General features: G+C 73.4%; 17 protein-coding genes and 1 pseudogene. 5 read left to right on the top strand and 13 right to left on the bottom strand.

What is annotated here, in order from left to right:
* Positions 1-17 precede the first annotated feature (17 nt).
* Positions 18-944 carry a homocysteine S-methyltransferase gene (gene mmuM / locus ABGA99_RS01365; RefSeq protein ID WP_347576097.1) on the bottom strand — a complete coding sequence of 309 codons (927 nt, stop codon included), beginning with the start codon at positions 942-944 and terminating at the stop codon, positions 18-20.
* Between the two features lie 8 nt (positions 945-952).
* Complete coding sequence (locus ABGA99_RS01360; protein WP_347581980.1) at positions 953-1,357, bottom strand: nucleotide pyrophosphohydrolase; 405 nt, start codon at positions 1,355-1,357, stop codon at positions 953-955.
* 74 nt (positions 1,358-1,431) lie between these two features.
* On the opposite strand from ABGA99_RS01360, the gene ABGA99_RS01355 reads away from it, so the two are divergent.
* Positions 1,432-1,653: a hypothetical protein gene (locus ABGA99_RS01355; RefSeq protein ID WP_347576099.1), complete on the top strand. Its 222-nt coding sequence runs from the start codon at positions 1,432-1,434 to the stop codon at positions 1,651-1,653.
* A 98-nt stretch (positions 1,654-1,751) separates the two neighbouring features.
* Here the strand turns inward: ABGA99_RS01355 and ABGA99_RS01350 are convergent, their stop codons facing one another.
* The 7 genes from ABGA99_RS01350 to ABGA99_RS01320 form a co-directional block, all read right to left on the bottom strand.
* Positions 1,752-2,546, bottom strand: coding sequence for an SDR family oxidoreductase (locus tag ABGA99_RS01350; RefSeq protein WP_347581979.1), 795 nt, complete (start codon positions 2,544-2,546; stop codon positions 1,752-1,754).
* Between the two features lie 51 nt (positions 2,547-2,597).
* Positions 2,598-3,536 carry a GNAT family N-acetyltransferase gene (locus ABGA99_RS01345; RefSeq protein WP_347581978.1) on the bottom strand — a complete coding sequence of 313 codons (939 nt, stop codon included), beginning with the start codon at positions 3,534-3,536 and terminating at the stop codon, positions 2,598-2,600.
* Between the two features lie 114 nt (positions 3,537-3,650).
* Entirely contained in the window at positions 3,651-4,892 is a 1,242-nt protein-coding gene (locus ABGA99_RS01340) for an ATP-binding protein (protein WP_347581977.1), read from the bottom strand.
* Positions 4,893-5,001: 109 nt separating this feature from the next.
* Complete coding sequence (locus tag ABGA99_RS01335) at positions 5,002-5,373, bottom strand: cell division protein SepF (RefSeq protein WP_347576103.1); 372 nt, start codon at positions 5,371-5,373, stop codon at positions 5,002-5,004.
* 297 nt (positions 5,374-5,670) lie between these two features.
* Positions 5,671-7,236 carry an alkaline phosphatase D family protein gene (locus ABGA99_RS01330; RefSeq protein ID WP_347576104.1) on the bottom strand — a complete coding sequence of 522 codons (1,566 nt, stop codon included), beginning with the start codon at positions 7,234-7,236 and terminating at the stop codon, positions 5,671-5,673.
* Positions 7,233-7,814, bottom strand: a complete 582-nt coding sequence (locus ABGA99_RS01325; RefSeq protein WP_347581976.1) for a phosphoesterase — start codon at positions 7,812-7,814, stop codon at positions 7,233-7,235. Before ABGA99_RS01325 ends, ABGA99_RS01330 begins: the two co-directional genes overlap by 4 nt.
* A gap of 139 nt (positions 7,815-7,953) precedes the next feature.
* Complete coding sequence (locus ABGA99_RS01320; RefSeq protein WP_347576106.1) at positions 7,954-8,958, bottom strand: winged helix-turn-helix domain-containing protein; 1,005 nt, start codon at positions 8,956-8,958, stop codon at positions 7,954-7,956.
* A gap of 186 nt (positions 8,959-9,144) precedes the next feature.
* Here ABGA99_RS01320 and ABGA99_RS01315 point away from each other — a divergent pair, with 186 nt between their 5' ends.
* Together ABGA99_RS01315 and ABGA99_RS01310 are read left to right on the top strand one after the other, a co-directional pair.
* A complete protein-coding gene (locus tag ABGA99_RS01315) occupies positions 9,145-10,413 on the top strand; it encodes a hypothetical protein (RefSeq protein ID WP_347581975.1) in 1,269 nt (422 codons plus the stop codon).
* A gap of 47 nt (positions 10,414-10,460) precedes the next feature.
* On the top strand, positions 10,461-11,294 hold the full coding sequence (locus ABGA99_RS01310) for a peptidoglycan DD-metalloendopeptidase family protein (RefSeq protein ID WP_347581974.1): 834 nt from the start codon (positions 10,461-10,463) through the stop codon (positions 11,292-11,294).
* Between the two features lie 57 nt (positions 11,295-11,351).
* Here the strand turns inward: ABGA99_RS01310 and ABGA99_RS01305 are convergent, their stop codons facing one another.
* From ABGA99_RS01305 to ABGA99_RS01295, 3 genes are all read right to left on the bottom strand, one after another.
* Entirely contained in the window at positions 11,352-12,149 is a 798-nt protein-coding gene (locus ABGA99_RS01305) for a hypothetical protein (protein WP_347576109.1), read from the bottom strand.
* 262 nt (positions 12,150-12,411) lie between these two features.
* On the bottom strand, positions 12,412-13,803 hold the full coding sequence (locus ABGA99_RS01300; protein WP_347576110.1) for a glycerophosphodiester phosphodiesterase family protein: 1,392 nt from the start codon (positions 13,801-13,803) through the stop codon (positions 12,412-12,414).
* Positions 13,804-15,898: 2,095 nt separating this feature from the next.
* Positions 15,899-16,444, bottom strand: coding sequence for a TetR family transcriptional regulator (locus ABGA99_RS01295; RefSeq protein ID WP_347581973.1), 546 nt, complete (start codon positions 16,442-16,444; stop codon positions 15,899-15,901).
* Positions 16,445-16,614: 170 nt separating this feature from the next.
* Here ABGA99_RS01295 and ABGA99_RS01290 point away from each other — a divergent pair, with 170 nt between their 5' ends.
* A complete protein-coding gene (locus tag ABGA99_RS01290) occupies positions 16,615-17,454 on the top strand; it encodes an oxidoreductase (protein WP_347576112.1) in 840 nt (279 codons plus the stop codon).
* A 367-nt stretch (positions 17,455-17,821) separates the two neighbouring features.
* Complete coding sequence (locus ABGA99_RS01285) at positions 17,822-18,214, top strand: carboxymuconolactone decarboxylase family protein (protein ID WP_347576113.1); 393 nt, start codon at positions 17,822-17,824, stop codon at positions 18,212-18,214.
* 496 nt (positions 18,215-18,710) lie between these two features.
* Here the strand turns inward: ABGA99_RS01285 and ABGA99_RS01280 are convergent.
* Positions 18,711-19,539, bottom strand: a pseudogene (locus ABGA99_RS01280) (IS256 family transposase); the annotation flags it as partial.
* Between the last annotated feature and the right edge of the window lie 568 nt (positions 19,540-20,107).

The raw sequence follows: 20,107 nt of genomic DNA, 5'->3' as shown, positions 1-20,107 counted from the left end.
ACCCGCGAGAGCGGTGCTCACCCGCCCGCGCCCTTCGCGTGCAGTTCCGCCGCCAGGGCGGCGATCGCCTGCGGGCCGACGCGGCAGCAGCCGCCCAGGGCGGCGGCGCCCGCGTGGCGCCAACTCCCCGCGGCCGGGGCCTCGAACGAGCCGGGGCCGCGCCAGGAGCGGGTCTCCGGGTTCCAGGTCTCGCCGCTGTTGGGGTACGCCAGCACCGGTTTGCCCGTGACGCGCGCCGCCGTCTCCACCGCGTACGCGACGTCCTCCGGCGCACAGCAGTTGACGCCGACCGCCGCCACTCCCTCGTCGTCCGCCGCGACCGCGAAGGCGTCCGCCAGCGGCTCGCCCGCCCGGGTCGCCCCGCCCGCGACCGTGTACGTCAGCCACACCGGTACGCCCAGCCCCGCCGCCGCCCGCAGCAGCGCCGTCGCCTCCGTCACACCCGGAACCGTCTCCAGCGCCAGCACGTCCGGCTCCGCCGCGGCCAGCACCTCCAGCCGGGGGCGGTGGAAGCGTGCCAACTCCGCGACGCCCACGCCGTCCCCGTACCGGCCGTGGTACTCCGAGCCGTCCGCCAGCATCGCCCCGTACGGGCCCGCCGACGCCGCCACCCACACCGGCCGCGGCGCCTCGTCCGCCACCCGCCGGGCCAGCGTCACGCTGCCCGTCAGCAGCCGCGCCGCCTCCTCCCGGCCGACGCCCCGGCGCGCGAAGCCCTCGAACGTCGCCTGGTAGCTCGCCGTCAGCAGCACGTCGGCCCCGGCCCGTACGTACGCGGCGTGCGCGGCCTCGATCTGCGCCGGGTCCTCGGCGAGCACCCGGGCCGACCACAGCGCGTCGCCGAGGTCGCAGCCCTGCGCTTCGAGCTGGTTCGACAGACCACCGTCGAGGACCAGCGGCGGGCCGCTCTCCGCGGCCCGCGCCACCGCCTCCGCGAACGGCACGCCGGGTCTCAACGCCCGTCCCCCGCACCCGACCCCGACTCCGACTCCGACTCCGTCCCCCGCCCCGGCTCCGGTCCCGGTCCGCTCTCCTCCTGCGGCGCCGGGAACCGCTGCTCGTTGCGCTCGATCTTCGCCGCCAGCGCCGCCAGCGGGTCCACCCCCACCACCGAGCAGAACTGCAGCAGGTACGACAGCACGTCCGCGACCTCGTCCGTCACCCGGTGCGCCGCGTCCGGGTCCGCCATGATCCGCGCGGACTCCTCAGGCGTCAGCCACTGGAAGATCTCCACCAGCTCCGCGGCCTCCACGCTCAGCGCCGCGGCCAGGTTCTTGGGGGTGTGGTACTGCTCCCAGTCCCGGGCCGCGGCGAACGCCACGAGCCGCTTCTGCAGTGCCTGTACGTCGTCGGTCATGCGCCCCTGTCTACCACCCGGGCCGACGGCGAAGTCGTCCGCCGGCGTCCACACGATTCTGGGAGCGGTGACCCATGACGCTGTTGCGCGTCGAACTCGACGCCGACCGTGACCGCGCCCGGCGCTTCAACGAACGCGTCAGGCGCGGCGAGCCGTTTCCGAAGGAGCGCCGGCTCGTCATCGACGAGGCGTGGGCACGCGGGTACACGCCCACCGGCAAGGTGACGTACCGGGGAATCGGCCAGGGGCAGCCGCCCACCCTCAAGTTCGACGTGGAGGTCGACGTCTCGACGTGAGGGAGGACGGCCCCGCGGCGCCGTGCCGAACAGCCCCGCGGCCACCGCCGCCGCGCGGCCGCGACCGGCCCGTGGCGCACCCGCCCCGGACAGAACACCTAGTACACCCAGCGCCGGAAACCCGACTCCGCGTCGACCGTGTTGCCCGTGATCGTCGCCGCGTCGTCGCCCAGGAGCAGCCGCACCACGGCCGCCGCCTCGGCCGGTGTGTTCCACTGCCCGCGCGGCAGCGCCCGGCCCACCTGGGCGGCCAGTTCGTCACTCGCCCAACCGGTGTCCGTGGGCCCGGGGTTGACGCAGTTCACGGTGATGCCCCGGTCCACGAGGGCGTCCGAAAGCGTCAGCGTCAACTGCTGGAGCGCTCCCTTCGTGGCGGCGTACGGGACCTCCTGGCTCATGGGTGCCAGATGCTGGCCGGAGGTGAAGAGCACGACCCGGCCGCCGCCCCGCCCCTTCCCCGCCGCCGCGTCGTACTGTGCCGCGTACGCCTGCACCAGCAGCAGCGTGGCCCGGACGTTCACCGCCCAGCACAGGTCCAGTTCGGCGGCCGTCAGCCCTTCCAGGTCGTACGTGGAGCTGCGGGCGTGGTTGACGACCAGGGTGTCCACCATCCCGTACCGCTGGCCCGCCGCGGCCAGCAGCGCGGCGGGGGCCTCGGGTTCGGCGAGGTCGGCGTGCGCGTAGGCGAGCCGGCCGCCCTCGCCGCCGAGGGCGGCGGTGACGGCCGCGGTGCCGCCGCGGTCGGCGCCCCAGGGCATCTCGTCGTCGTGCGGCGTCCAGCCGTGCGCGAAGACGCGCGCGCCCTCGGCCAGCAGCCGGCGGGCGATGGCGAACCCGATTCCCTGCTCGCGGCTCACGCCGGTGACCAGTGCGGTCCGGGCGTCGAGGGGCATGTGCACTCCGTTTCGGTGTAGTTCGTACGTGACCGGCCCGGGCGGGCTCCGTCAGCCGTCGGCGGGCAGTGTGGTCTCCCAGGTGTTCACCGCGAAGTACACGCTCATGCCGTGGCGCTCGTAGAGCGCCGGCGCCCCGGACTCGTTCGCCGTGTCGACCCCGAGCCCGACGGTGTCCCGCCCCCGCCCGGCGAAGGCGGCGAAGGCGTGCCGCAGCAGCATGCCGCCCAGTCCGCGGCCACGGGCTTCGGGCATGACCCCGAGAGTGGTGATCCAGCCCATCGACGCGCGGTCGTCGCGCGCCCGCAGGGCGCCGACGTCGCCGAGGCCGTCGACGTGGACGATCCAGGCGAGCGACCAGTCGAGGCTCGCGTTGGCGGGGTCGGCCAGCCATGTCTCGTAGCTCTGCGGCTGGAAGTCGAAGTGCTCGGACATGGCCCGCTGGAGCAACGCGTGCGTGCGGCGCCGGTCGGGCTCGGCGGTGCAGTCGCGCAGGCGCACGCCGGGTGGCGGCACCGGGGTGGGGTCGGTGACGGGTGCGACGTCGCGGGTCATGACGTGGTAGCGGCGCACGACGTGCCAGCCGCGGGCGCCGAGGAGCGCGGTGTCCATCGTGGGCGCGGTGTTGAGGTGCAGGTGGACGACGGCGCGGCGGGCGCCGTTGGCGGCGGCCTTCGCCGCCGCCCGCGCCTCCATCCGCTCCAGCAGCCGCAGCCCGGCGTCCTGGTGGCCGGGCAGCACGTAGTGATCGACGTCGATGCGCTCGGCGTACGATTCGTCCCAGAGCAGCCCGTACGCGACGAGGGTGCCGTCTGCGGCGTGGGCCAGCCACGAGTTCTGCGGGAGGTCGGCCTCGGGGTGCTTGAGGTCCGCCTCGACCGTGTGCAGGTCCGTCTCCGGGCGGCCGACCTCCAGGACGTCGATCTCGTTCAGGAGCGCACAGATGGCGGGGGCGTCATCGAGCCGCGCCGCCCGTACGGTGAAGGGCATCCGCCAACTGTCCGGGCCCGGCCCGTGCTCCGCAACGCAATTTCTCCACCCGACGACTGACAGAATCTGACATCTGATACTTGACGACCGTCGGGTGCGTACGCCCTGCCCCCGTCAGGGCCGCCTTTGCGGCAGCGTCATCGCCGTGGCGCACTCCGCCTCCGCCAGCGACGGGTCGCTGACCGAGCCCACCACCCGGATGTGCCCGCGCTCGCCCATCCGCCCGGACAGCGCCACCAGTTCCTTCGCCTGCCGCGCGTCCAGGCACCGGTCGAGTCCGTCCGCCAGCACCGTCAGCACCTGCCGCGCCGGCAGCACCTCCGAGGCCGGGTCGACCGCCAGCACCCCGGGACCGGTGAGCAGTACCAGCGCCAGCGCGAGGTAGCGCAACTCCCCGTCGCCCAGCGTCTCGACCGGTGTGCTGCGCTGGCCCGGTTCGCGCAGCAGCACGGCCCGTACCAGCCCGTCCCCGTACTCCTCCGTGGTCAGGTCGTGCACCGGGCCCGCGCAGCCGCCGCGCAGGGCGTCCACGAGGGCCGCGTGCCGGAGGCCGCACTCGTCGCGTACGCGGCGCAGTACCGCGGGGAGGTTGCGGCTGTCGGGGGCGAGCTGTTCGCCGCCGGCCGGTACGGCCGTGGCGGCGCGCATCCGGGCGGGGTGCGGGTCGCAGGGGTAGACGGAGCGGAGCGCGAGGACGGCTTGTTCCGCGGCGGCGAGCACGAGTTGTTCGCCGTCCGTGCGGCCGCCGATGCGCAGCGGTAAGAGGGCGGTGCCGAGCCGGTCGTCGGGGAGGGGGGCGCGGGTGACGGGGGCGGGGCCCGCGGTGTGCCACGAAGCCTGGACGCGATCGCGCCGGGGGTCGCGCAGTGCGGTGGCCAGCAGCGTGTGTCCGCCGCCTGTGAGGCGTTCGCCGACGATGCGCAGTTCGGGTTCGGTCTGGACGGCGACGTCGAGTCGGACGTCGCCGAGGGGGCCGCGGACGGTGCAGCCGAGCCGGACGCCGCGGCGGCCGGCGGCGTCGGGTTTGGCCTTCTGCGGTACGCAGGCCGCGGCGCCTCCGGACACCGGCGCGAACGCCTCTTCCAGGGTGGCTCCGGCGCCGAGCCTGGCCAGTACGCCGCACGCCTCCAGGGCCGCGGTCTTGCCGCTGCCGCTGCCGCCGGTGAGGAGGGTGACAGGGCCGAGGCCGAGCCGGGTGCCGCGGTGCGATTTGAAGGCGGACACGCGCAGTTCGCCGAGGGTGGCGCGGTCGCTGTGGGGGTGGCGCCCGGTGTGGGCGGGGCGCGGGGCGTCCCGCGGCGGGTCCCGCAGGAGGTCGCGGGGGGCGCGGGGAGGGTGCCCGGTGGGGGAGGTCATGCTCCCGGACGGTATTGAGCCCGCCGTCAGCGGAACCGTTCCGGCAGCGGCACCTTCGCCCGTTCGGGCAGGGTAAGGACGGCGTGCCGCGCGTCGGCGGGGCGCGCCGTCAGCGGCCGGCGACCGGTTCGACTTCCGTGCCGACGGGGGCGAGCAGGAAGACGTTGCGGTCGACGCGGTGCATGCTGCTCTGGATGCCGAAGGTGACTCCGCTGGCGAAGTCGAGGATGCGTTTGGCCACGTCGATCTCGGCGCCGGTGAGGTCGAGCAGGACGGGGACTTGCGCTATCAGGTACTCGGCCACCCGCCGGGCGTCGGCGAAGACCTGGCAGCGGATGACGACGAACTGCCGCTGGTCGGCGTCGACTTCGGGGTCGTCGAGGGCTTGGTGCCCGGTCCAGGAGGGCCATTCGTTGCCGCGCAGCGGGACGACTTCGGCGAGCCCCTGCCACTGCTCGTCGGTGACGTCATGTCCGGTCAACGTGCCTCCTTTGCAGTTCCGCGTGCTCCCGGTGCGGCCATCGGGCGATTCTATCGATGGGCCGAACAGGTGACCGCGCAGGGACACACGGGAATCCGGGTTTTTACGTCCCGGGTCGCTCCAAGGTTCCGCTCGACCCGTCGCAAGCAAATCCGAGGATTGACTCGGGTGTGGGGCACGGCGGACGATCGGGCGGGATCCCAGGCGGCAACCCGGCCGGGTCCGTACGCCGTGCGGCCGGCGGCGTACGGGTCCCGGCCGGGTGCCGACCGCCCGCGCGTGGTGCCCGTGCGCGCGTCAGTCGCGGCGGTACTGGGCCGGGGAGTTCTTCGTCGCCTCGTCCTCGTAGCTGCCGGTCCGGCCGCGGTCGACGTGGAACGTGGTGAGCGTCGTGACGGGCGAGTCCGGGTCGCGGCGGTCGCCGATGACGCGCATGTGGGCGCTGAAGCGTTCGGGGGTGACGTCGTAGACGTCGTAGCCGTAGCGGTTCCCTTCGAAGTACTTGAGGTGCGGGTTGGCGGCGCCCATGACAGGCCCGTTGGTCCGGTTCCAGTCCGGTGAGTACGCGCCGGAGGTCACGGAGTGGGCGGTGAACTCGGTGCCGACGAGGGGCGATTCGGGGTTGTCGTAGTCGGTGCGGATGTCGTCGACGAAGGCGGAGTGCCAGTCGCCGGTGACGACGACGAGGTCTTCGAGGCCGGCGGCGTGGACGTGCTGGAGGACTTCCTTGCGTTCGGCGAGGAAGCCGTCCCACTGGTCGGTGAACATGTACGGGCCGCCGGGTGAGCCGCGGAGCTGGCTGAGCATGATCGAGTTGGCCCAGACGTGCCAGCCGTCGGGGGCGTTGCCGATGTGGTGCTTGAGCCAGTTCTTCTGGTCGGTGCCGAGGATGGTGCCGTCGGGCAGGTTCTGCGCGGAGCGGTGGGAGCGCAGGTCGAGGACGGTGAGCTGGAGCAGTCCGCCCCAGTCGCGGACGCGGTGGATCTCGGGGTCGGGGAGTGCGGAGTCGCCGAAGGAGTCGCGGTGCGGCATGTGTTCGTACCAGGCCTGGTATGCGGCGGCACGGCGGCGTACGAAGGGGGCGGAGCCGGTGCTCCCGCTGTAGTCGTTGACGACTTCGTGGTCGTCCCAGGTGAGGAACCAGGGGTGGGCGGCGTGGGCGTCGCGCAGTGCGGGGTCGCCTTTGTAGAGGGCGTGGCGTTTGCGGTAGTCGGCGAGGGTGAGGATCTCGGGTCCGTCGTGGTCGCGGACGTGGTCTTCGGGTACACCGCCGACCTGGCCGTGTTCGTAGATGTAGTCGCCGAGGTGGATCACGAAGTCGACGTTCTCGGCGGCGATGCCGCGGTGGGCGGCGTAGTAGCCGTCGTGGAAGGCCTGGCAGTTGGCGGCGGCGAAGCGGACGCGGCCGACGGGGCCGGCGGGGGCGGTGCGGGTGCGGCCGGTGCGACTGGTGCGGCCGAGGGCGCTGAAGGCGTAGTGGTACGTACGGCCGGGGGCGAGGCCGGTGACGGGGATGTGGACGCTGTGGCCGAGGGTGGCGGAGGCGGGTGCGGTGCCGTGGGCGACGACGCGGCTCAGCTTCGGGTCCTCCGCGACGGTCCAGCGGACGTCGACGATGTCGGGGAGGTCCTGTTCGGCGGCGAGGGGTTCGGGGGCGAGCCGGGTCCACAGCAGCACGGAGTCGGGCTGCGGGTCGCCGGAGGCGACGCCGAGGGTGAAGGGCGCGGCGTCGTAGGTGGCGCCCAGTTGCTCGGCGGCGGCGCGGGCCTGGGCGGGGCTGAGGCCGGCGGTGAGCGGCCAGGCGGCGCCGAGGGCGCCGGCGGCGGCCGCGGACTTGAGCAGGGTGCGGCGGTCGACGGTCACGGGCGGCCTCCTCGGCGGGTGGCGGTGAGGGTGAGGGTGACGGCGTCGGCGTAGCCGTCGTTGGCGGTGCCGCCGGCGCGGGTGAAGGTGAGCAGGAGGCGGGCGGTGCAGGCGCCGGGGGGTACGGGGGCGGTGGCGGTGCGTTCCAGCAGGGCGGTACGGCCGGCGCGTTCCTCCGCGGTGACGGGGCCGAGGACGCTGAGGGCGAGGGGGGTGCCCTGGGCGTCGCGGAGTTCGACGGAGAGGCGGGCGCCGTCCTGTTGGCCGGCGTAGCCGCCGAGCCAGGCGGTGAGGGTGTAGCGGACGCGGCCCGCGTCGATGGCCGGGTGGCCGGTGGCGCCCTTCTGGGGGAGGTCGATGTCCTGGAGGAGTGCGGTGCGGGGGCTGTTGCCGCCGGTGAAGAAGCGGGTGCCGCGGTCGGTGGGGCCGGGGTCGCCGGGGGTGGGGTAGCCGCCGCCGAGGTCGTAGGGGACGAGGGCGGGGGCGCCTTGGGTGAGGCGCCAGCCGTGGACGGTGGTGACGGGGTCCGCGGTGCCTCCGGGCCCGGTCTCTGCGTCGCCGTTGACGACGAGGTTCACTCCTGCCTCCCTGGTGGTCGGGGTGGGGTGGGGGGTGTGGGGCGCAGGTATCACAGCAGCGGCGGGTGAACCTGCGGGAGACGTACGGCGAATGGCGCCGGGCGCGGGTACGGCACGGGTTCGGCGCCGGTTGGGGCGGTCACCCGTCGAGGAGGTGCCGGCCGCGGGCGGTGAGGCGGTGGACGACGTGGGGGCCGGCGCGTTCGCTTTCGGCGAGTCCGGCGCGGCGCAGCACGGTGAGGTGGCCGCTGACGGAGGAGGCGGGCATGCCGAGGCGGGCGGCGATGCCGCCGGTGGTGGCGGGGACGGCGGTGGGGGTGAGGGCGGCGAGGATGCGGGCGCGGCTGGTGCCGAGGAGTGCGGCGAGTGCGGTGTCGCGGTGGGGGGTCGGGCCGGCGGTGCCGGCCGGGGCGGGGTGGCGGCGTACGGGGTGGACGACGACGGGCGGGAGTCCGGGGTCGGCGAGGGCGATGGGGGTGGTGTGGCAGAAGTAGGAGGGAATGAGGCGGAGTCCGCGGCCGTGCAGGTGGAGGGTGGAGTCGAGGGGGTAGGGGGCGCTGAGGACGGGGTCGGTCCAGGTGAAGGGTTCGAGGGTGGCGAGGACGGCGGGCAGGCCGGCTTCGAGTGCTTCGAGCTGGCGGGCGCGGTCGGCGGCGACGGTGGCTTCGATCTCGCTCCAGTCGGGTGCGACGAGGTGGTGGTGGAGGTGGTGTAAGGCGTCGGCGAGGTCGGCGAGTACGGTGCGGTCGCCGGCGGCGAGGCGGCGGGTCCAGGAGGGCAGGGGGCGGTGCCGGGCGGCGAGGCGGATCTCGCGGGCGAGGCGGGTGGCGGGGGTGGCGCGCAGAGTGCGCAGGGCGGCGGTGATGCCGTCCTCGGATTCGGCGGGGGTGAGGAAGTCGGGGAAGTACCTGGCGTCGGCGGGTGCGATGCCGTTGACGAACCGGCAGGTGCGGCGCAGGTCGTGCTGTTGCAGCCGGCTGCGGGCGCGGCGGTGCCAGGGGCGCAGCCGGGCGGGGAGGCGGGGCGCGGGGGTGTACGCCACGTGCAGCCCGAGGATCGCCTCCCAGATCGGGTCGGCGGTGCGGGCGAGCTGGACGTGGCGGAAGTCCCGGTCATTGAAGTGGACATGAAGCTTTCCGGCCATACCCGAGGGTAACCAGGGGCGGCCTGCGCTGTCTCCGGCGCGACCGCCCCCGTTCCGGCGGCGGTGGACTCGGGTTTTCGACGGTGGCGGAAAACCCGTGCGGCACGGGGGTCCTGGGGTGCCTACGATGCGTCGCCGCACGGCCAGCACCTTCGCGAGCAGCTACGGAACACGGGAAGGAGCCAGATGCGGCGCACACCCACACGGAGCCGGTGGCGCAGGATTGCGCTGACCGGCGCGATCTGCGCGACCGTCCTCGCGCACCCGGCGTATGCCGGGGCGGCCGGCGGCACGGCGGAGGCCGGCGGCCCCGCGCCGCCCGCCACCTGGCGGGCCGACCTGAGCGACGTCGGCGCGGACGACGTCAACGTCCGGTACGTACAAGGCGATCTGCGGCTGCGCTCGCAGACCGCCGCACCCGCCTCCCTGCACTCCGTCCCCGGCGAGGGCAGCCAGGTCCTCGCCCCGGAGCGCCTCGAACGCCCCGTCAACCGGGTACGGGCCGAGCTCGACGCCCGCGTCCCGGCGGGCGCCGACGTCGCGGTCGACGTCCGCGGCCGGGCGCCGGACGGCGGCTGGACACAGTGGCTGCCCGCGGGCGGGGGCGCGGCGGACGCGGCCCGGCTGCCGTTCGCGGTCACCGAGGTCCAGGCCCGGCTGACGCTGCGCGCCGGCGGCACAGGCGGCGCCGCGCCCGCCGTGCGGGCGCTGCGGCTTCGGGCCGACACCGACGCGGCGCCGCGCCCCCGGGCCGCCGCCGCCCCGCTGACGTACCGGCTGTTCGCCACCCGCGAGGGCCTGGTGGGCGGCACCACCGCCAACGGCCATGTCATCCGGCCCGACGACCACTTCGTGGCCCTGCCCTCGCGGCGCGGGCTCTCCCCGAAGGGCAGCGCCGAGTACTCGGTGCAGGTCTGCGGTCCGGCGCGCTGCGAGACGGCCCCGGTGTGGGACGTGGGGCCGTGGAACACCAGGGACGACTACTGGAGTCCGCCGTCGGTGCGCGAGTCGTGGCGGGACCTGCCGCAGGGCATGCCGGAGGCGCAGGCGGCGTACCAGAACGGCTACAACGGCGGGCGCGACGAGTTCGGCCGCCGGGTCGCGAACCCGGCGGGCATCGACCTCGCCGACGGCACGTTCTACAACGTCGGCCTCAACGACAACGGCTGGGTCGACGTGACGTTCCTGTGGACCGGCGACCAGACCGGCACGCGGTTCCCCACCTGGGGCACCGACGTACGGGTCCGCCAGGAGTCGAACACCTCCTCCGCGGTGCTGACCACCCTGCCCGGGCCGACGCAGGTGCGGGTGGAGTGCCAGGAGCGCGGCGAGCAGATCACGTACGAGGGCCACACCAACGACGCCTGGGCCTATCTGCCCGACTACGGCGGCTTCATCTCCAACATCTTCATCGACGTCGCCGACGCCTGGCTGCCGGGCGTCCCCGAGTGCTGAACGCGCCACCCCCACCCCCCTCCACCCCCACCGAAGGAGGCGACCCGATGCCTCGCAGACCCCACTCCTCCCCCGCCCCCGCTTCCGCCCGCAGGCCGGCGCGGCGGGCCGCGGCGGTCGTCGTCGCGGCGCTGCTGACGCTGCTGGGACTGACCGCGGCGGCGCCGGCGCAGGCCGACCCCGGCCCCCTGCTGGCGCCGAACTTCAAGGCCCCGTTCCCCTGCGGCCAGCAGTGGACGTACAGCCATCACAGCGCCGAGGTGCGCCGCGCGCTGGACTTCATCCGCTCCGACGGCGGCAGCACCGCGGGCACGCCCACGGTCGCCTCCGCCGCCGGCACCGCCACCCGGCACTACCAGGCGGGCGGCGCAGGCAACTACATCGTCATCGACCACGGCGGCGGCTGGAAGACGTACTACTTCCACCTGGCGTCGTTCTCCGTCGCCAACGGCGCCTCCGTCGCGCAGGGCCAGCAGATCGGCGTCACGGGCAGCACCGGCAACTCCTCGGGCGCCCACATCCACTACGAGCAACTCCTCAACGGCGTCGGCCAGGACATCCGCATCAACGGCTCCGCGCTGCCGTATCCGGGCTCGTACGGCCAGTACCACCTGCGCAGCGACAACTGCGGCAACACCAACTTCTCCACCTGGGGCAGCGGCGTGCGCGTCCGCGCTGACGCGCACCTCAGCGCCCCGGTGGTGACGACCCTCGCCGGTCCGACGCCCGTCTTCGTCGAGTGCCAGAAGAAGGGCGACGTGGTCAACGCCGAGGGCTATACGAACGACTGGTGGAGCCGCCTGCGCGACCAGCGCGGGTTCGTCTCCAACATCTACATCGACCATCCGGCCGCGCAGCTCCCGGGCGTGCCCCTCTGCTGAGCCCCCTGGGTCCCGCAGGGGCCGGCGTCCCGCGCCGGCTCCTGCGCCGGGTCCGTGTCACCAGGGCGGCGGTTCGTCGCCCTCCTCGCCGGGGCGCCGGGCACGCCGTCTACGGGCCATGCCCGCCAGCGCGATCGCGACGGGGGTGACGGCCACCACGGCGAAGACGCCCGCGATGACCGGGCCGGGGACGTCCGGGAACGACCCGGCGTTGCCGGTGGCCAGGAAGGCGACGGCAACGATCAGGACGCAGCCGGCCAGCACGCGGACCGCGGTCCAGCCGTAGCCCATGGCCTCGACGAGGGAGTTCTCGTTGCGCTCGGAGGCGTCGGCTTTCGCCCGGGCGGGGGTGGTGACCTCGGGCCGCGGCGTCCAGTCCGCGCCGCGGTGGCGCTCCCAGACCTCGCGGATCGCCTGTGCCTCGCGATGCGCGAGCAGGCTGCGGGTGTCGATGACGTTGGGCAGGGTCAGCCTTCGGCCGTCGCGGTGGTAGACGACGACGCCCATGACGGGGCGCTTGCGCTCCGCCGACGCGGGCGCGTTGTGCTCCAGTTCCACGGCGACGAGGTCGCGCCACGCGAACCGCCGGGTGCGCAGCCAGCGGAGCGTGAGGCCGGTGTCGTCGACGATCGTCACGCCGCGGACGACGCAGTAGGTGAGGAGGAACAGGCCCAGCGCGGCGGCGCAGAACGGGATCGCGACGGCGGCGGGCGCGCCGGCGCCGATGACCAGCAGCAGCCCGAAGAACGCGAACAGCCCGCCGAAGACGGCGCAGAGCAGGGCGAGGAGGATCATCGATACGAGGGAGCCGCGGTACGTGCGCACCCGTTCCCCGCCGCCCGTCGCACCCGCCATCGCGCACCCCGTCCCGTACCGTCCCCGGCCGTCTTGGCCCGCACAGCCCGCACAGCCCGCGCGCAGCCGCTGCGGGCGGTCCGAGCGTAGAGGGTAGAGGCCGCGCCCGGGGAGGGCACCCGGGCACGGTGGTGCGGGCCGGGGACGCGCGGCTTACGGCGGGGCGCGGGGGCGGCGGGCGCTTACGGCGCCGGCTTACCGCGCACGGCGCGGGCGTAGACCGCGCCGCGCCCGCGCCCGTCGTGGAGGCGCGGCGAGTGCGTCACTTTCGGACGAGATCCAGTTGCAGGTAGTCCAGGTTGAAGTTCTGGTAGGCGTCCTCGTCCATGCGCACCACCAGCTCGTGGGCGCCCTTCGCCAGGTGCAGCCGCTGCAGCGGCTGCCGCGCGAACGCCTCGTGGTGCGTGGTGTTGACGATGCCGACCGGGGCGGCGGCCGTGCCGTCCCATTCGAGCGTCACGGTTCCCGCGGGAGAGTAGGGGGAGGAGACGCGACCCGAGACGTCGTAGACACCGGACTTGGGCACGGTCACGTCGTACTTCAGCCACTCGCCCGCGCGGATCCAGTTGACCGCGATGGCGCCCTCCAGATCGCAGATGTCGACGCCCTCGTCGGGGCGGGCCACGGTGCAGCGGTTCGGGTCGAGGTCGTGGTAGCCGACGCCCTCCCCGCCGGGAGCGTAGTCCTCGGCCTGCACGCGCACGGTTCGGTGGCCGGGCTGCCGATCGTAGCGGTCGAGGTCGCCGCCGTCGCGCCAGTAGTCGAGCGCCTCGACGTTGTCCGTCTGGATCATGCTCGCGGCGTAGTCCTCCACGACCGTCCGCCAGCCGAGGCGCTCGTCGCGCAGGGACGCCTCGTCGGTGTAGCCCACGGCCAGCCCCTTCCACATCGTGTTGATCCACACGCGGCTGTGCTCGCGGATCGCCGCCAGGCTCGCGGGCTGCACCTGGGGGTCGGCGGGGTCGTCGAAGACGATCTCGTACGCCACCGGCTGGCGCCCCGGGAACGTACCCACCGCGTCGGCGTTGCCGTCGTCGAGGATGTGCATGTAGAGGATCTCGGGATCCCGGGCCATGAACTCCGCGGCCTCCGCGACGGTCGGACCGCCCTTGAACAGGGCGTGGTCGACGGTCCCGGTCTGGCGCAGCACCTCGTACATCTGCTCGCGCACCGGCCACCCCTTGTCGAGGTTGACCATCGCCCGGCCCTTGACCGCGCGCATCGCCTCCTCGAAGGTCGGCACGGTGCGGTCGGTCAGCGGCGCCTGGGCTCCGCCGAGGCCCTGCTTCAGCCGGAGGGACTTGATCTGTGCGAGGGTCAGGTCCGAGACCTTGCCGGCGCCGTCAGTGGTGCGGTCCACGGTCTCGTCGTGCATGAGGACCAGGTGGCCGTCCCGCGTGGGGCGTACGTCGATCTCCACCACCTCGGCGCCGTCGGCGATCGCGTGCCGGATCCCCTCCAGCGAGTTCTCCGGGGCGTCCCGCCACTGCCCACGGTGGGCGGCGATCATCAGTGGCGCGTCGGAGCCGTGGCGCAGGAGCCGGTCGTGGATCCGGTCGAGGTCGGTCGGCCGGGCCGCCGCGGCGGGGCCCGCGGCCAGCGCGGTGGCGACGGCAACGGCGATCGCCGCTGCGGCGGCGAGGACGGGTCGCATGGGTCTTCTCATCATGGCGACCAGTCTCCGCCCGGCGGGCGGCAGCCGGGCGAACTTCTGCGGCGATCTTTTTGAACAGCGCGTTCTCGAGCAGAGGTTCGGGGATGGGGCGGGCCGTCTTTACGGGGCTTTTGAGGCGAGGATGCACGGTGTGGGGTGGCCGCGGGGCGGGTGGGGTGGCCGCGGGGCGGGCTGGAGCACGCGGTGCGGGCTGGGTACCGGGGGCACGGGGGTGCATGCGAGGGCTGAGGGGGGGTGTGCGGGGGCGGGGCCCGCGGGTACGGCGGTGGGCGCGGGCCGGGTTACGGAAGCCCGCCGGTGCCGCGATGCGGGTCGCGGGCCGGGCCAGGGGGATCGGACACGGCGGCGCGCCGCAGCCAGGTTCGAGGGGAACGGGTATCGCGATGGGCGCGAGGGCCGCGAGGGCCGCGAGGGCCGCGTCCGCGGGTGCGGCGGTGAGTGCGGGCCGGGTTACGGGGAGCCCGCCGGTGCAGCGATGCGTACCACGGACCCGACCCACGGGGAGCGGGCACGGCGGCGCGCACGGCAGCCGGGTCCGGAGAGAAGCGGGCACGGCGATGAACACGGGGCCGCATCCGCGTCCCCTCACGCCCGCCCAAGGGTATGCGCCCGCTCTGACAGTGAGCCCGGGTCACCGGCGCCGGCGGCTGGCCCGTCGTTGTGGACGAGGCGGGTGCGGGGGTACGTGTCGGGGTGGGCGGTGGTGCGCGGGTGGGCCGGCGTGTGGTGGGGCCCGCATCGGGGTGTGCGTCCGTCCGTGACCGGGGCGGTGTCGGGGGTGCCCGTGTCGGTGTGGGGCGGTGTCGTTGGGGCTCCCCCTGGGCCACCCCGCTTGGTGATTGTCGGGCCTGCGTCCGCCGTCAAGGGCGCCCCCTCCGCTTCGCTCCGGGGACGTCGCTGCGCGATGGGGCTTCGCCCCACCCTTAACTGCGGACTCCGGCCGTGACAGACCAGCAGCTAAGGGTGGCCCAGGGGGAGCGGGCACCCTCCGGCAGGGACTACGGATGCCTTGCCCGGCAGACGAGGGCCGGGCACCGGAGTCGGGCCTGCCGCGGTCGCGGGTGCCCCGGTGGACGGGGGCGAAGCCCCGGAGCTGGGTCTGTCCCGGTCGCGGGCGGGCCGGCGGACGGAGGGCCGGAGGCCGGTTTCGGGGTGCCCCGGTCGCGGGCGTGCTGGTGGCCGGAGGCCAGGCGCCGGTGCCGGGAGGCCGAGCGCCGGTGCCGGGTCCGCTCCTGTCGCGGGGGGTGCGGCGGTCGGGGGCCGGAGCCCCGGAGCTGGGCCCGTCCCGGACGCCGATGCGCCCGGCAGCGGAGGGCGGTAGCCCTGTGCTGGGTAGGGGTTTCGCGTTGGACGTCGGGTCTGCGGGTCGCGGGTGCGCGTGGGTGGGCAAAAGTCCGGGCGCGTGGGCGTTTTAGGTCGGTCGAGGGCGTGGGTTACCGCGGGTTCGTCCCGGTGACGTGCGCGCAGGACACTTCAGGCCGCGGAATGAGGGCTGGGGGTGGGTTTGTGCGTGCCGCGGGGCAAACTTCCATCCTCGTGGGTGATTTGAACCGTTTTGGCGAGCTCATAGCGGCGAGTTCGTGCCGGTGGCCCGCATTCCGGGCTCCTGGGCGGGCTCGCACGGGGCGTGCCCTCATTCAGCAGGCGGTCTGTGGCGACTTTGCGCCGGAAGTGCCCCGTCCGGGCCGCCTTAGCGGCGGCAGGTAAGGGGTGGGGCCCGTTGGTGCGCCCGGCGGGGCGGAATATGGGCTTCACGGCCCGGATCGGGCCGGATTGGGGGGTATTACCGCGAGTTACGACCGGTTTTCTCCGCTCGGGCATCCTGCACGCGGACTGCCACCTGGCCGAGACGCTCTTCGGGTGGTCGGCTGTCGCCTGGACTCTCTCGGGTGTATCGGGATCGGACGGCCCCTCCGGCCCGGGTTTCAGTCGGGAGGACGGCACGGGCCTCCTCGGGATCGATGATCCGGGTGTCGGCGTACACGTGAACGTACAGAGCCGCCGTCGGACGCGGGGAGCCGCATGCTGGTGTCGCGGTCGTCGGGCTTGCCCTGTTCCGCGGTGGGTGATGGTCTCAGGTCGCGCCGAGGCCGTTCAGGAAGGTGGCGGCGACAAGATCGGAGGCCTGCGGGGGTTCCAGGTCGGGGAACCGGTGGGCGACGGTGTCGACGAGTTCGTCCAGGATCGTCCGTGCCCAGGCCGCGTCGACGCCGGCTCGTAGGTAGCCCTCGTCCAGCGCGCGGCGGATGAAGGCGTCGAGGCGCGCACTCTGCTCCTCCCGGCGGGCCCGGGCGGCGGGGTCTTTCTGCATCATCAGGCGCATGTCGACCGGCCATTCGCGGCTGACGGGGATGATCCCCTCCAGGTAGCGGTGGAGGGCGACCGGCAGGGGGGACTCGACCAGGCGGGCTTCGTCCAGAACGCGTTCGGCGGAGTCGAGCTTGGCCTGGAAAACGGCGCTGAGCAGGGCTTCACGGTTTGCGAAGCGGCGGTGGACGGTCGTCCGGTCCACCCCGGCGGCGCTGGCTATGGCGGCCATGGAGGCGCCCGGGTCCTCCGCCAGGAGTCGAGCTCCTGCATGGAGGACGGCAGCCAGGTTACGCGCGGCGTCAGCTCTCATGATGCCGCCATTCTACACGCGGGCTTCACTTAGCTGACTAACTTCCCGATGCGAGATGCGATACCCGAGTTTACCGCATCATTGACGTTGCAATTAGGCCAATTTTCTCTACAGTGGAGTTGCTGTCCCGTTCGGGGCGGTGAAGCAGGCGACGAAACGAGGCACGCGTCATGGCACGGACCTGGCTGATCACGGGGGGCTCGCAGGGCCTGGGCAGGGCCCTGGTGCTCGCGGCCCTGGGGGCCGGCGACAACGTTGTGGTGACTTCCCGCAAGCCGGAGGCGCTGGCTTCCCTGAGGGCCGAGCACCCGGACCGGCTGGAGGCGGTGGCGCTGGACGTCACCTCCGCGTTCCAGTCCCGGGGCGTGGTGGCCGCGGCGGTGGAGCGGTTCGGATCGGTCGACGTCGTCGTCAACAACGCCGGCTACGCCACCAGCGGCTCGATCGAGGACTTTCCCGAGGAGGAGTTCCGCGCGCAGGTCGATACCAATTTGTACGGCGTGGTCAACATGACCCGGGCGGTCCTTCCCGTCATGCGCCGCCAGCGGTCCGGGCACATCGTGCAGATCTCCTCAGTCGGCGGACGTGTGGGTGGTACGCCGGGTCTGAGCGCCTACCAGACCGCGAAGTTCGCCGTCGAGGGGTTCTCCGAAGCATTGGCGAATGAGGTGGCACCGTTCGGTGTCAAGGTCACCATCGTCGAGCCGGGCGGCATCCGCACCGGCTGGGCCGGGGGTGCCGCGGAGCCTTCCGGTCCCGTGACCCCCGACTACGAGGAGACCGTGGGCCTGTGGCTGGCCCGGTTCGCGGACTACGCCGGCAACGAGCCCGGTGACCCGGACCGCATGGCCCGCGCGATCATCGGCGCCGTGGACGCCGAGGAGCCCCCGCGCCGGCTGCTGCTCGGCAGCGACGCCCTGGAGATCGCGATCAGCGCGGAGGAGGGCCGTCTGGCCGAGGCCAGCAAGTGGGCCGAGGTCAGCCGTTCCACGGACTACCCCACCACCTGACGGCACTGTGCGGGCGCGGCAGCGGGACGGACTGCCGGAGAGCGAAGGGCCCGTCCCGCACGGCTCCCCGATCCACCCACGACCCAGGGGCCCGCTCGAAGACCATGGGGGAGCCCCGCCGTCGCAGTCCGGACGGGACCATTCGATCCACGCCCTGTAGCCCGGACGGTTCACCCGACCGAGCAGACCGATTGCACACGGTGCGAGCGTGGAAATCAGCCTCGTGCGACGAACAGCCGTCCCGCCGCCCCGGCGAGCAGCAACCCCCAGCGAGTGGGGAACCACCCTGACCCGTAGCCGGGCCCTGAACGGCGCGTGGTGGCCAGGACCGCAGGCCCACCACACGACCGACCGACGAGGAGCAGAGATGAGTACCGACGACGTCTACGAGCAGGCGCTGGACACCGCAAGCGAACTCCTGGGACAGCGCCTGGAACTCCCGATGAGCCCCGGCGAACCGGCCTCCGGAGCCGACTTCCGCAAGGTCGCGACTGTGCACACGTTCAGGGACTCATGGACCCGTACCGCACTGTCGACGCACGACCGATCCCTGGTCTCCGTCGCCATCGCCGCGACGCTGGGCGCGTTCGAACCGCTGCGCGGGCAGCTGCGCATCGCGCTCAACAACGACGTCACTCAAGACGAGATCGTCGACCTCTTCATCCACCTCTCCGTCTACGCTGGAGCGGCCCGCGCCTTCGAGACATACCAGGTCGCCTTGTCCGTCTTCGCCGAGAACGCTTCGTCCAACCCCGTCTGATTCTCCAGCATCCAGGCCTGTGCGGGCAGGAGCCGGTCCCAGCCGAGCCGTTGTGCTTGGACCCGTGCGCCGAGGCCTTCGCCTTGGAGGGTGGCCTGGCCGGGTGGGGACGGGTACGCCGACGGTGATCAAAGCGCGGCACCGGCGGTAGCAGCGCTGCCAGGCGACGGGGCAGGCGGGACACCGTGACGGGTCGATGGCCTCCAGAGCGTCCCTGCGCTGTTCGGTGAGCGCACCCGTGGTGGAGCCGACCGGCAGGCCGACGTCGCGCCCCCGGATCCACCCACGGCGCCCGCCTGCGCCTGATCACCCAAGCCTCCCACCCGAGTACGCCGCCGCCTCTTCGACGCCCAGGGGCACGGGCGCCGACGAGCAGCAGCGGCGCGCGATCGCAGCCGAGGGCGGGACTGTCCAATCAACGGTGTCACTGGGGTTGTTGAGGTTACTGAGTTTTTCAGGGTGAGTTCGGTTGGGTGAGGGGCAGGCTGGTGGCGGTGAGGCGGATGGCGGCGGTGCGGTCGGGGAAGATGCCGACGACGTCGGTGCGGCGGCGGATCTCTTTGTTCAGCCGTTCTTGTGGGTTGTTCGACCAGTGGCGCTGATGGCGTCGACCAGGCCGGGGTGGGCGTCGGAGACGACGTGCTGGACCCCGGATAGGCCGCGGGCGGTCAGGGAGCGCCAGAAGGCCGGCCAGCCGGCGCCGTCCTCGGCAGTGGCGATGTCCAGGCCGAGGATCTCGCGGTGGCCATCGGCATTGACACCGACCGCGATCAGCGCGTGGACGTTGACGATGCGGCCGCCTTCACGGACTTTCCGGGTCAGTGCATCGGCCCGGACGAAGGTGTAGGGGCCTTGGTCCGGTGGCCGGTTGCGGAACGCGGTGACCTGGGTGTCGAGGTGCTTGGCCATCGCCGAGACCTGCGACTTCGACAGTTGCGTCACGCCCATGGTCTCGGCGGGTTTTCCACCCGGCGGGTGGAGACGCCCAGCAGGTAGGCGGTGGCCACCACGCTGATCAGGGCCTGCTCGGCCCGTCGGCGCCGCTCCGGCAGCCAGTGCGGGCAGTAGCCGCCGTGCCTCAGCTTGGGCACAGCCAGCTCGATGGTGCCGGCACGGGTGTCCCCCTCACGGGGGCGGTAGCCGTTGCGCTGGTTGACCCGCTCGTCGCTGACCTGCCCATACGGGGCGCCGCAAGCCGCATCGGCTTCCGCGGACATCGACGCGTCAGCGAACGTCTTGAGTATCGCGCGCAGCAGATCCGGACTCGCCGCGGCAAGGTTGTCCTCGGTCAGGGCGTGCAGGGGCACACTGTCAGGTGCGGTCATCGTGCTGATCGCGCTGCTCCCCTTCGAGGCTTCGACACTTCGAAGATCAGCCGGTGACCGCTCGACTATGCAGGCACCCACCCGAACCCCGCCACAAACCCCCGGAACAGGTCGAACCCGGAGACCACTTCCCAGGACGCAAACCGCCGGCGCCGGTGCCCCGGGCCCAATGTCAGAGCAGGCGCATACCCTTGGGCGGGCGTGAGGGGGGAGGTGGGGGTCTGGGCGAACAGCGGCGCCCACGACACCGATCCCCCGGTACCCGGTTGCTGCACACGCCGCCGTACCCGGCCCTCCGGGGGCCCGGCCCACCGCACGCACCGCCGTACCCGCGAGCCCTCTCGCCGGGCCTGGCCACGACATGTACCGCGGCATCGGCGGGCTCCCCAGTACCTGGCCAGACACAGGCCGTGGCATCGGCAGGTTCCCCGCAACCAGGCCAGACACGCACCCCAACCCCGGCAGGCTCCCCCCGGAACCAGGCCAGACGCGCACCCCCGCACCCGCGGCCCGGCCCACCACACGTACCGCGGCACCCGTCGGCTCCCCGGACCGTGGCCCCCGCACA

The sequence above is a fragment of the Streptomyces sp. B5E4 genome, from assembly GCF_039871555.1.
In the GTDB taxonomy this organism is placed as follows: domain Bacteria; phylum Actinomycetota; class Actinomycetes; order Streptomycetales; family Streptomycetaceae; genus Streptomyces.
This window is presented reverse-complemented; position numbering and strand designations above follow the sequence as displayed.

Excerpts from the sequence above, each read along its gene's own strand:
- ABGA99_RS01360 (WP_347581980.1), bottom strand. The coding sequence starts at position 1,357 with ATGACCGACGACGTACAGGCACTGCAGAAGCGGCTCGTGGCGTTCGCC.
- ABGA99_RS01355 (WP_347576099.1), top strand. The coding sequence starts at position 1,432 with ATGACGCTGTTGCGCGTCGAACTCGACGCCGACCGTGACCGCGCCCGG.
- ABGA99_RS01350 (WP_347581979.1), bottom strand. The coding sequence starts at position 2,546 with ATGCCCCTCGACGCCCGGACCGCACTGGTCACCGGCGTGAGCCGCGAG.
- ABGA99_RS01345 (WP_347581978.1), bottom strand. The coding sequence starts at position 3,536 with ATGCCCTTCACCGTACGGGCGGCGCGGCTCGATGACGCCCCCGCCATC.
- ABGA99_RS01340 (WP_347581977.1), bottom strand. The coding sequence starts at position 4,892 with ATGACCTCCCCCACCGGGCACCCTCCCCGCGCCCCCCGCGACCTCCTG.
- ABGA99_RS01320 (WP_347576106.1), bottom strand. The coding sequence starts at position 8,958 with ATGGCCGGAAAGCTTCATGTCCACTTCAATGACCGGGACTTCCGCCAC.
- ABGA99_RS01315 (WP_347581975.1), top strand. The coding sequence starts at position 9,145 with ATGCGGCGCACACCCACACGGAGCCGGTGGCGCAGGATTGCGCTGACC.
- ABGA99_RS01310 (WP_347581974.1), top strand. The coding sequence starts at position 10,461 with ATGCCTCGCAGACCCCACTCCTCCCCCGCCCCCGCTTCCGCCCGCAGG.
- ABGA99_RS01305 (WP_347576109.1), bottom strand. The coding sequence starts at position 12,149 with ATGGCGGGTGCGACGGGCGGCGGGGAACGGGTGCGCACGTACCGCGGC.
- ABGA99_RS01300 (WP_347576110.1), bottom strand. The coding sequence starts at position 13,803 with ATGCGACCCGTCCTCGCCGCCGCAGCGGCGATCGCCGTTGCCGTCGCC.
- ABGA99_RS01295 (WP_347581973.1), bottom strand. The coding sequence starts at position 16,444 with ATGAGAGCTGACGCCGCGCGTAACCTGGCTGCCGTCCTCCATGCAGGA.
- ABGA99_RS01290 (WP_347576112.1), top strand. The coding sequence starts at position 16,615 with ATGGCACGGACCTGGCTGATCACGGGGGGCTCGCAGGGCCTGGGCAGG.
- ABGA99_RS01285 (WP_347576113.1), top strand. The coding sequence starts at position 17,822 with ATGAGTACCGACGACGTCTACGAGCAGGCGCTGGACACCGCAAGCGAA.